This is a genomic window from Brevundimonas sp. TWP2-3-4b1, from assembly GCF_049897665.1.
Classification (GTDB): domain Bacteria; phylum Pseudomonadota; class Alphaproteobacteria; order Caulobacterales; family Caulobacteraceae; genus Brevundimonas; species Brevundimonas subvibrioides_B.
In genome coordinates this window covers 32,018-45,907 of record NZ_JAFCWQ010000016.1, presented here as the reverse complement: position 1 = coordinate 45,907, position 13,890 = coordinate 32,018, and the positions used below count along the sequence as shown (strand labels likewise).

Below are 13,890 nucleotides of genomic sequence, written 5' to 3'. Positions count from 1 at the left end.
CTTCCAATCCGTCCTCAATGGAGACTGACCCCATGACCGAGGCCTATATCTACGACGCCGTGCGGACGCCGCGCGGCAAGGGCAAGAAGGACGGATCCCTGCACGAGATCACCGGGCTGAGCCTGGCGACCCAGGTGCTGGAAGCGCTGCGCGACCGCAACGGCCTGGACACGTCGAAGGTCGACGACGTCATCCTGGGGTGCGTCACTCCGGTCGGAGAGCTTGGCGCGGACATCGCCCGCACCGCCGTGCTGTCGGCGGGCTGGGCCCAGAGCGTGGCCGGCGTCCAGATCAACCGCTTCTGCGCGTCGGGCCTGGAAGCCGTGAACATGGCGGCCGCCAAGGTAAAATCCGGCGAGGCCGATTTCGCCGTCGGCGGCGGCGTCGAGGCCATGAGCCGGGTGCCCATGGGCTCGGACGGCGGCGCCTGGCCGGTGGATCCGTCCTCGGCCTTCCCGACCTATTTCGTGCCCCAGGGCGTCTCGGCCGACATGATCGCGTCGAAATACGGCTTCAGCCGCGATGACGTGGACGCCTATTCCGTAGAGAGCCACAAGCGCGCCGCCGCCGCCTGGGCCGACGGCCGCTTCTCGAAATCGGTCGTCCCGGTCAGGAACCAGCTCGGCCTGGTCCAACTGGACCGCGACGAGACCATCCGTCCGAACACGGACATGCAGTCGCTGGGCGGACTGAACCCCTCCTTCGCCATGATGGGCGAGATGGCCTTCGACGCCGTGATCAGCCAGCGCTACCCCGAGGTCGAGCGGGTCAACCACGTGCATACGCCCGGCAACTCCTCGGGCATCGTCGACGGCTCGGCCGGGGTGCTGATCGGCACCCTGGAAGCCGGAAAGGCCCTGGGCCTCAAACCCCGCGCCCGCATCGTCGGCGCCGCCTCGATCGGCTCCGAACCCTCGATCATGCTGACCGGCCCGGAATTCGTGACGAAGAAGCTGCTCGGCAGGCTGGGCATGACCGTCGCCGACATCGACGTGTGGGAGCTCAATGAGGCCTTCGCCGCGGTGGTCCTGCGCTACATGCAGGCGCTGGACATCCCGCACGACAAGATGAACGTGAACGGCGGCGGCATCTCCATGGGCCACCCGCTCGGCGCCACCGGCGCCATGATCACCGGCATCGCCCTCGACGAGCTGGAGCGCTCCGACAAGTCGACCGCCCTGATCACCCTGTGCATCGGCGGCGGCATGGGCACCGCCACCGTCATTGAACGCGTCTGAGGATCACGAGCATGGAAAACTTCAAGATCGACGTCGACGCCGACGGCATCGCCCTGGTCACCTTCGACGTGCCGGGCCGTTCGATGAACACCCTGACCTCCAGCGTGATGGCCGAGCTGCCTGAGCTGGTCGAACGCATCAAGACCGACGACGCCATCAAGGGTGCGGTCCTCACCTCGGGCAAGGCCTCGGGCTTCTGCGCCGGGGCCGACCTGGGCGACATGGCCGGCGGATCGCTGGCCGGCGGCGGCGACCTTCAAGCCGCGTTCGACGCGGGCTGGAAGATGAACGGCTCGCTGCGCGCGCTGGAGACCTGCGGCAAGCCGATCGCGGCGGCCATCAACGGCCTGGCGCTCGGCGGTGGTCTGGAACTGACGCTGGCCTGCCACTACCGTGTGGTCGGCGACGATCCGAAGATCCAGCTCGGCCTGCCCGAGATCAAGGTCGGCCTGTTCCCCGGCGGTGGCGGCACCCAGCGCCTGCCGCGCATGATCGGCGTGCAGGCGGCGATGACGGCGATGAGCGCTGGCTCCTCCTGGCGTCCGAACGACGCCAGGGGCGCGGGCGTAGTCAATGAGGTCGTGGCCAAGGGTTCGGAAGTCGAGGCCGCCAAGGCCTGGATCAACGGCGGCGGCAAGGCCGTGCAGCCGTGGGACGACAAGTCGTTCAAACAGCCCGGCGGCGGCCCCTACCACCCGGCCGGCATACAGAACTTCCTGGTCGGCAACGCGATGATCCGCAAGCAGTCCTACGGCAACTATCCGGCCGTCATCAATCTGATGAAGGCCGTCTATGAGGGCATTCAGGTGCCGATGGACGCCGCCCTGCGGATCGAGACCCGCTACTTCATCAAGACCCTGATGACCCCGCAGGCCCAGGGCATGATCCGCTCGCTGTTCCTGTCGAAGCAGGAACTGGACAAGGGCGCCGTGCGTCCGGCCGGCATCCCGGCTTCAGATACGAAGAAGGTCACCGTCATAGGCGCCGGCATGATGGGCGCGGGCATCGCCTATGTGCAGGCGCTCGCCGGCATCCAGACCATCCTGATCGACCGCACCCAGGAAGACGCCGACAAGGGCAAGGCCCACGTCGAGGAGCTTCTGAAGAAGCGCCTGTCGCGCGGTCAGCTGACCCAGGACAAGTACGACGCGCTGCTCGGCTCGGTCATCGCGACCACCGACTATGACCAGATCAAGGGTTCGGACCTTGTCATCGAGGCGGTGTTCGAGAACCGCGAGATCAAGGCCGACGTCACCAAACGCGCCGAGGCCCAGCTTGAAGCCGGAGCTGTGTTCGGATCCAACACCTCGACCCTGCCGATCACCGGCCTGGCCGAGGCGAGCGTGCGTCCCGAGGACTTCATCGGCATCCACTTCTTCTCGCCGGTCGACAAGATGATGCTGGTCGAGATCATCCTGGGCGAGAAGACGGGGCAGGCCGCGATCGCCAGGACGCTCGACTACGTCATGAAGATCAAGAAGACCCCGATCATCGTCAACGACGGCCGCGGCTTCTACACCTCGCGCTGCTTCGGCACCTATGTGGCGGAAGGGTTGGCCATGCTGGAGGAGGGCTATGCGCCGGCCCTGATCGACAACATCGGTCGCATGACCGGCATGCCGCGCGGCCCCCTGGAAATGCACGACGACGTCGCGCTCGATCTGTCGATGAAGGTGTCGAAACAGACCGCCCTCGACCTGGGCGACAAATACGTGCCGCTGGCGGGCGCCGAGATCATCCGCACGATGGTCGAGGACCTGGGCCGCTACGGCCGCAAGAACGGCAAGGGCTTCTACGACTACGACGTGAAGCCCAAGAAGCTCTGGTCGGGCCTGTCGGAACTGGCGCCGGTCAAGATCAACGATTCGACGCCGGAGCTGGTCGAGGATCAGAAGCAGCGCCTGCTCTATCGCCAGGCGGTGGAAGTGGCGCGTTGCTGGGAAGAGGGCGTCATCGACGACCCGCGCGAGGCCGATGTCGGCGCCATCCTGGCCTGGGGCTTCGCGCCCTGGACCGGCGGCCCGATCACCTACATCGACCAGATCGGGCTGAAGGCCTTCGTGGCCCAGGCCGACGACTACGCCGCCCGCTACGGCGACCGCTTCAAGGTCCCGCAACTGCTGCGCGACATGGCCGCCAAGGACGAGACCTTCTACGGCAGGTTCACGGGGGCGAAGGCCGCGGCCTGATCGCTGTCAGAGCCTGAAAAGACAACGGCCCCGGGATCGCTCCCGGGGCCGTTTTCTTTGGCGATCCGTGAACGGATCAGCCGCCGGTGAACTCGTAGGTCGTGCCGTTGATCTCGCACATGTCGACCCGCTCGGCATAGGCCGTACCGTCGTCGAAGCTGTAGGCGAAGTCGTACATGCAGTCTTCGAGGTCGTCGTCGACGGTGATCTCGACCGTGTCGCCGGGCTCGACCAGGACGTCGAGGATGTTGTCGCTCCACTCGTCCGAGGACGACTGGCCATAGAGGATGGCGTCGATGGTGTGCTCGCTGTTGTTCTCGATCGAGAAGGACACAGCGCCCGTCTGGGCGACGGCCGGAACGGCGATGGCGGCGGCGGCCGCGACCATCATGAACAGGCTACGCATGGTGGAAACTTCCCCAGCCGACGACATGTCGGCGTAATGGAAATTTCTGTATCCGAACAACGGCCAGCCGAAAAGCGTGGCCGTATGCGGCGTCATTTCTCGTCAGCGCCGGTCCGGCTTCTTCAGATAATGTCCAGCGGCTGTGCGGTGGAGGGCGGCGGGAAGGCGCGGTCGAGGGCTTCGAGGTCCTCGGGGTCCAGTTCGATCTCCAGCGCCGCCGCATTGGCCTCGACATGGGCGACGGTCGAGGCCTTGGGGATGGCGATGACGCCCTCCTGACGCAGGACCGCCGCCAGCGCGATCTGGGCCGGAGTCGCGTCGTGTCGGTCGGCCACGGCCTGCAGCGCCGGATGAGCCAGCAGATCGCCCCGCCCGAGTGGCGAATAGGCCATCACCGGCATCAGCCGCTCCTGCTGCCAGGGCAGCAGGTCAAACTCGATCCCGCGCGAGCCGAGATTGTACAGCAGCTGGTTGGTGGCGCAGCGCTCCCCGCCGTCGACCTCATCCAGCCGGTTCATGGTGCGGATATCGAGGTTGGACACGCCCCAGCGGGCGATCATTCCCTCGTCGATCAGTTCCTCGAACCCGGCGACGATCTCCTCCAGCGGGTGACGGCTCTCCCAGTGCAGCAGATAGAGGTCGAGGCGGTCGACGCCGAGCCGTTCCAGCGACTTCTCGCAATGGAGCATCATGGTCATCTCGCCGGCATTCTCGGGCCGGATCTTGGAGACCAGGAAGACCTCGTCCCGGCGATCCTTGATGACCTCGCCGACCAGCCGCTCGGACCGGCCGTCGCCATACAGTTCCGCCGTGTCGATCAGGGTCAGACCCAGGTCGATGCCGCGAGACAGGGCTGCCTGTTCGGCGTCGCGGGTCCTGGGATCGTCGCCGATCATCCAGGTCCCTTGGCCCAGGGCCGGAACGATCGTACCGTCGGAGAAGCTGGTCATGCGCGTCATGGCGACATCAATGCACGACGTCGCGTTCGGCTTCAAAGGCCTCGTCGGAGAACCCGCCCCATGCAGACCCGCATCGTCCAGACCGACGGCCTCAGGCAACAGATTCTGGAGGCCGGCGAAGGGTCTCTGGTGCTGCTGATCCACGGCTTCCCCGAACTGGGCATCAGCTGGCGGGCGCAGGTTCAGGCCCTCGCCGAGGCGGGCTACCACGCGGTGGCGCCGGACATGCGCGGCTATGGCGGCACAGACAAGCCGCAGCGGGTCGAGGACTATTCGATCCTCAATCTGGTCGGCGACATGGTCGATCTGGTCCGGGCCTTGGGAGCGGAGACCTGCATCGTCGTCGGCCACGACTGGGGCGCGCCGGTCGCCTGGCACTGCGCCCTGATGCGGCCGGATGTGTTTACCGCCGTGGCCGGACTGTCGGTGCCGTTCCAGCCGCGCCGTCCGAACGGGCCGCCGACCGCCGCCATGTCCGCCCTGGCCAGACGCGCCGGTCTCGGCGAGCTCTACATGGTCCAGTTCCAGGACCCCGATCATCACACCATCTTCGAAGCCGATGTGGCGGGAGGCCTCCGCAAGGGGTTCTATTCCTACGACGGATCGACCCCGTCCGATCGCCAGTCGACCGGCTTCATCGCTCCGGGGGAAAACTTCCTCTCCGAGGCACCCGAGGACGCGACGCTGCCGCCGTGGATGAGCGAGGCGCACCACGCGGAATATGTCGCGGCCTTCACCGCCGGCGGCTTCAGGGGGCCGATGGACTGGTATCGGAACATCGACCGCAACTGGGCCCTGACCGCCTTCCTGCAAGGCAAACAGATCCGCCAGCCGTCGATGTTCATGGTCGGCGAGCGCGATCCCGTCCGCCACTATGCGGGTCAGCACGAGGCGGGGCTGAAGGACTGGCTCACCGACCTGCGCAACCAGACCGTCCTGCCGGGCGCCGGCCACTGGCTGCAGCAGGAGCGGCCGGATGAGGTCAATGCGGCGCTGCTGGAGTTCCTTCGGTCTCTTTAGAGGAGACACCGCCCGTTTCTCTTTGTCCGTGCAGATCACAGACCCGGTCGTCTGGATGCGCCACCGCATCCAGCCTGCCGATAACTCGATTTCCATCTGGACCCCGGCCTTCGCCGGGGTGCACGGTGGAGGTTGGCTTGTTGAGAGAGTCGCATGATCGCGATGCCCGTCCCGCCCGTCGTCGCCCCCGCCCAGGCTGAAGCCGCTGATCTGGTCGGTCGCTGGGAGGGTGCGCTGAACGTCGGCGGGACATCCCTGCCGCTCGTGATCCGCGTCGAGGCGGACGGACAGGTCTTCATGGACAGCCCGGCGCAGAATGCGCACGGCATTCCAGTCACCGAATTGAGCGAAACAGGCGGCGTCGTGCGCTTCACCGTGCCCGTCGCCCATGGCCGGTTCGAGGGCGCACGCTCTGCCGACGGTCAGACCTGGACCGGCGCCTGGTCGCAAGGCGCAGCCTCAATGCCGCTCATCCTGACGCGGGCGGCGACGGGAGCAGAGCCTGCGGGTCCGGCGCGGCCCCAGACCCCCGTCCCGCCCTTTCCCTATGCCGCCGAAGACGTGACGTTCCGTAACGAGGGCGCCGGGATCACCCTGGCCGGGACCCTGACCGTGCCCGTCGGCGCCGGGCCGTTCCCGGCGGTCGTCCTGCTGACCGGATCGGGCGCCCAGGACCGGGACGAGACCGTGTTCGATCACAAGCCCTTCGCCGTCTGGGCCGACGCCCTGACGCGACGCGGGATCGCCGTACTGCGCTATGACGATCGGGGCGTGGGCGGATCGGGCGGCGGCGGCCTCGATGAGACGGTCGACGATTTCGCGACCGACGCGGTAACGGCCGTCGCGTGGTTGCGGGGCCGGTCGGACATCGATCCCGCGCGGATCGGCTTGATGGGCCATAGCGAGGGCGGGCTTGTCGCGCCTCTGGCGGTTCAGCAGGGCGCGCCGGCCGCCTTCGTCGTGCTGTTGGCCGGACCCGCCGTGACCGGGGCGGACATCATCGTCGAGCAGGTAGCCCGGATCGCGACCGCTGCGGGGGTCACGCCGGAACAGGTAGCCGAAGCTCGCGGCCGACAGGCCACTTTCATGGCTGCCGTCGTCAACAACAAGGATGACGGCGCGGCCGCCGCGAGCGCGTTAGAGGGCGCGTTACGGGATGCGGGCCGCAGCCCGGAGGAATCCCGCGGCAGTGTCGTGATGATGAGTTCGCCGGCTTACCGCTTCTTCGCCTCCTATGATCCTGCGCCCGCTCTCGCCGGGCTGAACATGCCGCTGCTGGCCGTCTATGGAGGCAAGGACGTGCAGGTGCCCGCCGACCAGAACAGCGAAGCGCTGTCCCGCATCCGGCCCGACGCGGAAGTCGTCGTCCTGCCCGGCCTGAACCATCTGATGCAGACGTCCGGGACCGGCCTTCCGGGTGAATACGGGACGATCACCGAGACCCTCGCACTCGCCGCCCTGACCACCGTGGGCGACTGGATCGTGCGGGTGACAACGAAATAGGTCCCCTCTCCCTCTGGGAGAGGATCCGCTAGACCGGGTGTGTCGGTTCCGGCTTGATCGGCTCGGATCGGGTCGTCACGGCGGAATCCTCCGGCAACGGAATGAACTCCAGATCGTCCTCGTCGGGCAGCTTCATCCGCCCGGCCTTCCAGTCTTCCTTCGCCTGGTCCAGCCGCGCCTGGGAGGACGACACGAAGTTCCACCAGATCAGACGCTGCCCGACCGGCTCGCCGCCCAGGGCCATGACGGTGGCCGGCGTCAGCGACTTCACCGTCGGCTCGGCATTGGGCTCCAGCACGATCATCTGGCCCTCGTGGAAGGTGCGGTCGCCGACCTCGATCGAGCCCTTGGCGACATAGAGAGCCCGCTCGGACATGCCGCCCGAACCCTTGCCCGGAGGCGGGGCGGTGCGCACCCCTTCCTGCATCTCCCAATGCACATAGAAGAGCGGCGACGAGGTCTTCACATTGGCGCTGGCGCCGTAGGCTTCGCCCGCCACCAGACGGGCGAACAGGCCGCCGTTCTCATAGGCCGGCAGGGCGTCCTCGCCGTAATGCTGGAACGACGGATCGACCTCTTCCGCCTCGTCCGGCAGGGCGATCCAGGCCTGCATCCCGTTCATCGGGCCGCCCTGCGCCTTCTTCAGCGGGTCCGTGCGCTCGGAGTGGGTGATGCCCTTGCCCGCGGTCATCCAGTTGACCTCGCCCGGCCGGATCGCCTGGGTGTAGCCGAGGCTGTCGCGGTGCATGATCTCGCCCTCGAACAGATAGGTCAGGGTCGACAGGCCGATGTGCGGGTGCGGGCGGACGTTGATCGCATCCGCACCCGGCGCGAACTCGGCCGGTCCCATGTGATCGAGGAAGATGAAGGGCCCGACCATCCGGCGCGAATGGAAGGGCAGGATGCGCCCGACCTCGAACCCGCCGAGGTCCTTCTTACGGGCGTCGATCACCATCTCGATCACTAGCGTCTCTCCAGCAATTCAGCGACGAGGCGGGGGCGGCGATGGCGGGGATGATGGCCTCACGGGAATGGCGGACGGTCCCTGCGGTGGATTTTTCGGGCCATTCGAGACTGGCGACCAGCCTCCACGCTCCTCGTTCCGGGGAGGTTGCAAAAATGGTTGTCGCGACATCAGTCGTCTCTCCTGAACTCGACCCACAAATAGTCTGTCGGACGGAAAATTGCACCTTGAGACTCCGGGACGACTTTCAGAAATTTGCCATCCTGGTCGAGCTGCCAGAGCTCCTCCAGATAGAGGTGACCGGCATCGCTTCCCATAGATGCGGTGGAATCTTTCCCGAAATAGCCACCAAGCAAGCTTCCGTCGGTCATATGGATGACGATCCACGCCGGTTGCCGGCGACTGAAGAAATCGTCCCATGCTGTCCGATAGGGACCCACGATCCAGCCTCGTCGAGCGGCCCATCGCTGGGCAAGCCTGAAGCCGACGGGCCAGACGATTGGCCCGATCAAACAGATCAACAGGGCATAGAGAGCCAAGAGACCATAGTCAGGGGGAGACGCCGACAACGTCTTTGAGGCCTGTAGAATGGCCCAACTCAACAGACCGGCGTTCAGGAGCGAATAGCCCAGGATTTCGATCATGTTCTGACCGGTCCCACCGTCGCGCTGAGGATGAATCAGACGATCAACCCTCAACGATACGAACCCGGGCAGAAAAAGAGCAACGATGGCGGCGAATTCCGCAGGCGTCACTTCAATGATCTTCGTCGGATCCATCGTGATTCCCGGCTCAACTCACATGCGGCGTGATGATGCCCAGCGGCAGGGTTGTCACATTCTTGACGCCGCGGGTGACGATATGGCTCTCGCAGTCCGAGACGATGCCGAGGGTCAGCAACTTGTCGCGCAGGAATTTGTCGAAGGCGTGCATGTCCGACGTGATGATCCGCAGCACATAGTCCTCGCGCCCGGTGATGGTGGCGCACTGGACCACCTCGGGCCAGTTGGCGACGGCGGCCTCGAAGGCGTCCAGGTTCTCACGCGAGGGCAGGCTCAGCTTGACGATGGCATAGACCTCGAAGTCCAGACCCAGCAGGGCGGCGTCCAGAAGGGTCACCCGCTTGCGGATCAGGCCGGAATCTTCCAGTCTCTTGATCCGGCGCCAGCACGGCGAGGCCGACAGTCCCACCCTCTCGGCCACTTCCGCGACCGACAATCCGGCGTCCTGCTGCAGGATGTCCAGAATTCGAGCGTCGATGGGATCCAGTTCGTCCGCCAATGCGTTTCTCCATTTGTCGTTATGGCGCAATAAAATACCCTAAAACTGCTTGACGCAAGGCTAAAATAGGCGAGCCTTGATTTCGCGCTCATGCTATCCAGCCGCCAAGAAGTGCGGTCGGATCAACCGAACGGCAGGATGGAATGACCAGGAACACCAAGCCGCTCTCGCTGCGCGTGCCGGAGCCCTCGGGCCGTCCGGGCGATGCCCCGGATTTCAGCCACCTGAAACTCGACGCCGCCGGTAGTGTGGACCGCCCGCCGGTCGACGCCCGCCCGGTGCAGATGCTGGACCTGGCCTTCCGCCTGATCCGGGTGCTGGACGACGAAGGCAACGCCATCGGGCCGTGGAACCCGCGCCTCGACGCGGAGACCCTGGAGAAGGGTCTGAAGGCGATGATCCTGACCCGCGCCTTCGACGACCGGATGCATCGCGCCCACCGCCAGGGCAAGACCAGCTTCTATATGAAGTGCACCGGCGAGGAGGCCATCGCGGTCGCCCAGGGCATGATCCTGTCGCGCGAGGACATGGGCTTCCCCACCTATCGCCAGCAGGGGCTGCTGATCGCGCGCGGCTATCCGCTCGTCGACATGATGAACCAGATCTATTCCAACGCTTCGGACCCGATCAAAGGCCGCCAGCTGCCGATCATGTATTCGGCCAGGGACTTCGGCTTCTTCACCATCTCGGGGAACCTCGGCACCCAGGTGCCGCAGGCCGTGGGCTGGGCCATGGCCAGCGCCTACAAGGGCGACGACAAGATCGCCATCACCTGGATCGGCGACGGCGCCACGGCCGAGGGCGACTTCCACAACGCCCTGACCTTCGCCAGCGTCTACCGCGCCCCGGTGATCCTCAACATCGTCAACAACCAATGGGCCATCTCGTCCTTCCAGGGCATCGCCGGCGGGCTTGAGACCACCTTCGCCTCCAAGGCCATCGGCTACGGCCTGCCGGCCCTGCGCGTCGACGGCAATGACTTCCTCGCCGTCTGGGCCGCGACCCAGTGGGCCGAGGAGCGCGCCCGTTCCAATCAGGGCGCCACAGTCATCGAGCTGTTCACCTATCGTGGCGCACCCCACTCGACTTCGGACGACCCGAGCCGTTATCGGCCCGGCGACGAGCACGAGAAATGGCCCCTGGGCGATCCGATCGCGCGCCTGAAACAGCATCTGATCGCGCTCGGCGAATGGTCCGACGAAGCCCAGGCCGAAGCGGAGGCCGAGGCCGTCGCCCAGGTCCGCGCCGCCGGCAAGGAGTCCGAGGCTATCGGCACGCTCGGCCAGTCGCGCCCGAGCGTGAAGACGATGTTCGAAGAGGTCTATGCGACCGAGGACTGGCGCCTGGTCGAACAGCGCCGGGAGGTCGGAGTATGAGCGAGTCCTTCAGCGAGGCCGATCGCACGGACGGTATCGAACCCGACATGATCGACGAGAATAACGCCCCCGCCTCGGTCGCATCCGAGGCGGCCGCCGTCGCGCCGATGAACATGATCCAGGCGCTGAACTCGGCCCTGCATGTAAAGATGGCCGAAGACCCCAACGTGCTGTCGTTCGGCGAGGACGCCGGCTATTTCGGCGGCGTCTTCCGCGTCACCGACCAGCTGCAGCAGAAGCACGGCCTGACCCGCAGCTTCGACACTCCGATCTCGGAATGCGGCCTCGTCGCCGCCGCCATCGGCATGGGGGCCTACGGCCTGCGTCCGGTCGTGGAGATCCAGTTCGCCGACTACATCTATCCGGCCTACGACCAGATCGTCAGCGAAGCGGCCAAGATGCGCTATCGCTCGGGCGGCCAGTTCACCTCGCCCATCGTGGTCCGTTCGCCCTACGGGGGCGGTATCTTCGGCGGCCAGACCCACAGCCAGAGCCCCGAGGCCCTGTTCACCCATATCGCAGGCCTCAAGGTCGTCATCCCGTCCAACCCCTATGACGCCAAGGGCCTGCTGACCGCAGCCATCGAGGACGACGACCCGGTCATCTTCTTCGAGCCCAAACGGCTCTACAACGGCCCCTTCGACGGCTGGCACCAGAAGCCGGTCTCGCCGTGGAAGACCCAGGATCTGGCCCAGGTCCCGACCGGCAAATATGTCGAGCCTATCGGCAAGGCGCGGATCATGCGCGAGGGCAATGACGTCACGATCCTGTGCTACGGCACGATGGTCTGGGTGTCGCTGGCCGGCGCGGAACACGCGGGCGTCGACGCCGAGGTCATCGACCTGCGCTCGCTCGTGCCGCTCGATATCGAGACCATCGAGGCCTCGGTGAAGAAGACCGGCCGCTGCGTCATCGTGCACGAGGCGCCGAAAACCTCCGGGTACGGAGGAGAGCTGTCCGCCCTGGTTCAGGAGCGCTGCTTCTATCACCTGGAAGCGCCCGTAACCCGCGTCTGCGGCTGGGACACGCCCTATCCGCACGCCTTCGAGTGGGAGTATTTCCCCGGGCCGGAACGGGTCGCCACCGCCTTGAAATCCGTGATGACCGGGGGGGCACGCTGATGGGCCGCTACGTCTTCAAACTGCCCGACGTGGGCGAAGGCACCGCCGAGGCCGAACTGGTCGGCTGGCACGTCGCGATCGGCGATGTCGTCGCCGAGGACCAGCTGCTGGCCGACATCATGACCGACAAGGCCACCGTCGAACTGACCAGCCCGGTCTCCGGCGTGGTCACGGCCCTGCACGGCGAACCCGGCGCCATGTCGCCGGTCGGCGGCCCGCTGGTCGAGTTCGAGGTCGAGGGCGCGGGCAATGCGGACGCACAGAACCCCTCCGTCTCCTCACAAGCGCTCGGATCCACCTCCCCATCCGCAAGCGCGGACGGGGAGGAGACCGACGCCGAAACGTCTCCTCCCCATTCGCAGAATGGGGAGGTGGCACGGAGCGACAGCGGAGTGACGGAGGGGCTCTTGGCCGCCGCCCCCGCCGCCGGCAACTACGTCTTCAAGCTCCCCGACGTCGGCGAAGGCACCGCCGAGGCCGAGCTGGTCGCCTGGCATGTCGCGGTCGGCGACACCGTCGCCGAGGACCAGATCCTCGCCGAGATCATGACCGACAAGGCGACCGTCGAGCTGACGTCCCCGGTCGCGGGCGTTGTCGCCGCCCTGCACGGCGAAGTCGGCAAGGCCTCTCCGGTCGGCGGCGCCCTGGTCAGCTTCAACGTCGAGGGCGCCGGCAATGTCGCGGCTGCTCCGGTCACGGCGGCATCCGCCCCGGCCCCCTCCACCGCTTCGCGGTCCCCCTCCCCCGACGGGGGAGGATCGCGCCCCGCTGTCCCTGCCAAATCTCCCCCCATTGGGGGGAGTAGCCGCGAAGCGGGGGAGGGGGGCAAGTCCCCGCCCGTCCCCCGTCAGGCCCAGACGCCCGGCGTCCGCCCCCTGGCCTCGCCTGCCGTGCGCAAGCGCGCCCGTGAACTGGGTCTGGACCTGCAGTTCGTGCCAGGCTCCGGCCCGGCCGGGCGCATCGAACACGGCGACCTCGACGCCTTCGTCGCGGGCGGCGCACGCGTTCCGTCCGAGCACGGATCATCTGCGTCCGCCTCGACCTATGCGAAGGCCGAGGGGACCACGGAGGTCCGTATCATCGGCCTGCGCCGCAAGATCGCGGAGAAGATGGCCGAGAGCGTCCGGCGCATCCCCCACATCACCTATGTGGAGGAGATCGACGTCACGGCGCTGGAGGAGCTTCGCGCCCATCTGAATGCCCAGGCCAAGACGACAGGCAAGGCCAAGCTCAACGTCCTGCCCTTCATCGCCCGCGCCATCGTCGTGGCCCTGCGCGACCAGCCGACGATCAACAGCCATTACGATGACGACGCCGGCGTCCTGACCAGCCACGCCGCCGTTCATCTGGGCATCGCCGCCCAGACGCAGAACGGCCTGATGGTGCCGGTGGTCCGTCATGCTGAGGCGCGCGATCCCTGGGACACCGCCGCCGAGATCGCCCGCGTCTCAGGCGCGGCCAAGGACGGTTCGGCGAAACGGGAAGAGCTCAGCGGCTCGACCATCACCATCACCTCGCTGGGCACGCTCGGCGGCCTGGTCCACACCCCGATCATCAACCACCCCGAGGTCGCCATCGTCGGCCCCAACAAGATCGAGGAACGGGTCGTGGTCCGGAACGGCCAGATGGTCGTGCGCAAGATGATGAACCTGTCGTCCAGCTTCGATCACCGCATCGTCGACGGCCACGACGCGGCCGTCTTCGTGCAACGGATCAAGGGCCTGCTGGAGCATCCCGCGACGCTGTGGATGGGCTGAGGCGAGACCTCATGTCGGCATCGTCAGGCACAAACAGTTTGCGGACGCGCCCCGACGCGCGTTCATGGACCTCTGA

The 13,890-nt window shown here is 66.6% G+C and carries 12 protein-coding genes; 7 read left to right on the top strand and 5 right to left on the bottom strand.

The annotated features are described in order from the left end of the window. Window positions 1–32 precede the first annotated feature (32 nt). The gene (locus ACP7A5_RS12450) at window positions 33–1,238 is read left to right on the top strand and encodes an acetyl-CoA C-acetyltransferase (protein WP_426042217.1); all 1,206 of its coding nucleotides are present in this window, start codon (window positions 33–35) and stop codon (window positions 1,236–1,238) included. An 11-nt stretch (window positions 1,239–1,249) separates the two neighbouring features. Then, window positions 1,250–3,427 (top strand): 3-hydroxyacyl-CoA dehydrogenase NAD-binding domain-containing protein, encoded by a 2,178-nt coding sequence (locus ACP7A5_RS12445; RefSeq protein ID WP_426042216.1) that lies wholly within the window; start codon window positions 1,250–1,252, stop codon window positions 3,425–3,427. A gap of 76 nt (window positions 3,428–3,503) precedes the next feature. Here ACP7A5_RS12445 and ACP7A5_RS12440 read toward each other — a convergent pair whose 3' ends face one another. Beyond that, complete coding sequence (locus tag ACP7A5_RS12440; protein ID WP_426042215.1) at window positions 3,504–3,833, bottom strand: hypothetical protein; 330 nt, start codon at window positions 3,831–3,833, stop codon at window positions 3,504–3,506. Window positions 3,834–3,955: 122 nt separating this feature from the next. Beyond that, window positions 3,956–4,792 (bottom strand): aldo/keto reductase, encoded by an 837-nt coding sequence (locus ACP7A5_RS12435; protein ID WP_426042214.1) that lies wholly within the window; start codon window positions 4,790–4,792, stop codon window positions 3,956–3,958. Between the two features lie 60 nt (window positions 4,793–4,852). On the opposite strand from ACP7A5_RS12435, the gene ACP7A5_RS12430 reads away from it, so the two are divergent. Together ACP7A5_RS12430 and ACP7A5_RS12425 are read left to right on the top strand one after the other, a co-directional pair. Beyond that, window positions 4,853–5,812 (top strand): alpha/beta fold hydrolase, encoded by a 960-nt coding sequence (locus tag ACP7A5_RS12430; protein WP_426042213.1) that lies wholly within the window; start codon window positions 4,853–4,855, stop codon window positions 5,810–5,812. 153 nt (window positions 5,813–5,965) lie between these two features. Then, a complete protein-coding gene (locus ACP7A5_RS12425) occupies window positions 5,966–7,315 on the top strand; it encodes an alpha/beta hydrolase family protein (protein WP_426042212.1) in 1,350 nt (449 codons plus the stop codon). Window positions 7,316–7,343: 28 nt separating this feature from the next. Here ACP7A5_RS12425 and ACP7A5_RS12420 read toward each other — a convergent pair whose 3' ends face one another. The 3 genes from ACP7A5_RS12420 to ACP7A5_RS12410 form a co-directional block, all read right to left on the bottom strand. Next, complete coding sequence (locus ACP7A5_RS12420) at window positions 7,344–8,279, bottom strand: pirin family protein (protein ID WP_426042211.1); 936 nt, start codon at window positions 8,277–8,279, stop codon at window positions 7,344–7,346. Between the two features lie 170 nt (window positions 8,280–8,449). Further along, on the bottom strand, window positions 8,450–9,058 hold the full coding sequence (locus ACP7A5_RS12415; RefSeq protein WP_426042210.1) for a DUF6338 family protein: 609 nt from the start codon (window positions 9,056–9,058) through the stop codon (window positions 8,450–8,452). Between the two features lie 13 nt (window positions 9,059–9,071). Next, on the bottom strand, window positions 9,072–9,560 hold the full coding sequence (locus ACP7A5_RS12410; RefSeq protein ID WP_426042209.1) for an Lrp/AsnC family transcriptional regulator: 489 nt from the start codon (window positions 9,558–9,560) through the stop codon (window positions 9,072–9,074). Between the two features lie 143 nt (window positions 9,561–9,703). Between ACP7A5_RS12410 and ACP7A5_RS12405 the strand changes: the two genes are divergently transcribed. The 3 genes from ACP7A5_RS12405 to ACP7A5_RS12395 are packed head-to-tail and all read left to right on the top strand — an operon-like array spanning window position 9,704 to window position 13,814. Next, window positions 9,704–10,936 carry a 3-methyl-2-oxobutanoate dehydrogenase (2-methylpropanoyl-transferring) subunit alpha gene (locus ACP7A5_RS12405; RefSeq protein ID WP_426042208.1) on the top strand — a complete coding sequence of 411 codons (1,233 nt, stop codon included), beginning with the start codon at window positions 9,704–9,706 and terminating at the stop codon, window positions 10,934–10,936. Then, complete coding sequence (locus ACP7A5_RS12400) at window positions 10,933–12,057, top strand: alpha-ketoacid dehydrogenase subunit beta (protein WP_426042207.1); 1,125 nt, start codon at window positions 10,933–10,935, stop codon at window positions 12,055–12,057. The genes ACP7A5_RS12405 and ACP7A5_RS12400 overlap by 4 nt, the downstream gene beginning before the upstream one ends. Further along, window positions 12,057–13,814, top strand: coding sequence for a 2-oxo acid dehydrogenase subunit E2 (locus ACP7A5_RS12395; RefSeq protein WP_426042206.1), 1,758 nt, complete (start codon window positions 12,057–12,059; stop codon window positions 13,812–13,814). Before ACP7A5_RS12400 ends, ACP7A5_RS12395 begins: the two co-directional genes overlap by 1 nt. Window positions 13,815–13,890: the final 76 nt, after the last annotated feature.

Bases quoted from the DNA above. Each gene is read 5' to 3' on its own strand.
- ACP7A5_RS12395 (WP_426042206.1), top strand. From the start codon at position 12,057: ATGGGCCGCTACGTCTTCAAACTGCCCGACGTGGGCGAAGGCACCGCC.
- ACP7A5_RS12445 (WP_426042216.1), top strand. From the start codon at position 1,250: ATGGAAAACTTCAAGATCGACGTCGACGCCGACGGCATCGCCCTGGTC.
- ACP7A5_RS12430 (WP_426042213.1), top strand. From the start codon at position 4,853: ATGCAGACCCGCATCGTCCAGACCGACGGCCTCAGGCAACAGATTCTG.
- ACP7A5_RS12415 (WP_426042210.1), bottom strand. From the start codon at position 9,058: ATGGATCCGACGAAGATCATTGAAGTGACGCCTGCGGAATTCGCCGCC.
- ACP7A5_RS12400 (WP_426042207.1), top strand. From the start codon at position 10,933: ATGAGCGAGTCCTTCAGCGAGGCCGATCGCACGGACGGTATCGAACCC.
- ACP7A5_RS12405 (WP_426042208.1), top strand. From the start codon at position 9,704: ATGACCAGGAACACCAAGCCGCTCTCGCTGCGCGTGCCGGAGCCCTCG.
- ACP7A5_RS12440 (WP_426042215.1), bottom strand. From the start codon at position 3,833: ATGCGTAGCCTGTTCATGATGGTCGCGGCCGCCGCCGCCATCGCCGTT.
- ACP7A5_RS12450 (WP_426042217.1), top strand. From the start codon at position 33: ATGACCGAGGCCTATATCTACGACGCCGTGCGGACGCCGCGCGGCAAG.
- ACP7A5_RS12425 (WP_426042212.1), top strand. From the start codon at position 5,966: ATGATCGCGATGCCCGTCCCGCCCGTCGTCGCCCCCGCCCAGGCTGAA.
- ACP7A5_RS12435 (WP_426042214.1), bottom strand. From the start codon at position 4,792: ATGACGCGCATGACCAGCTTCTCCGACGGTACGATCGTTCCGGCCCTG.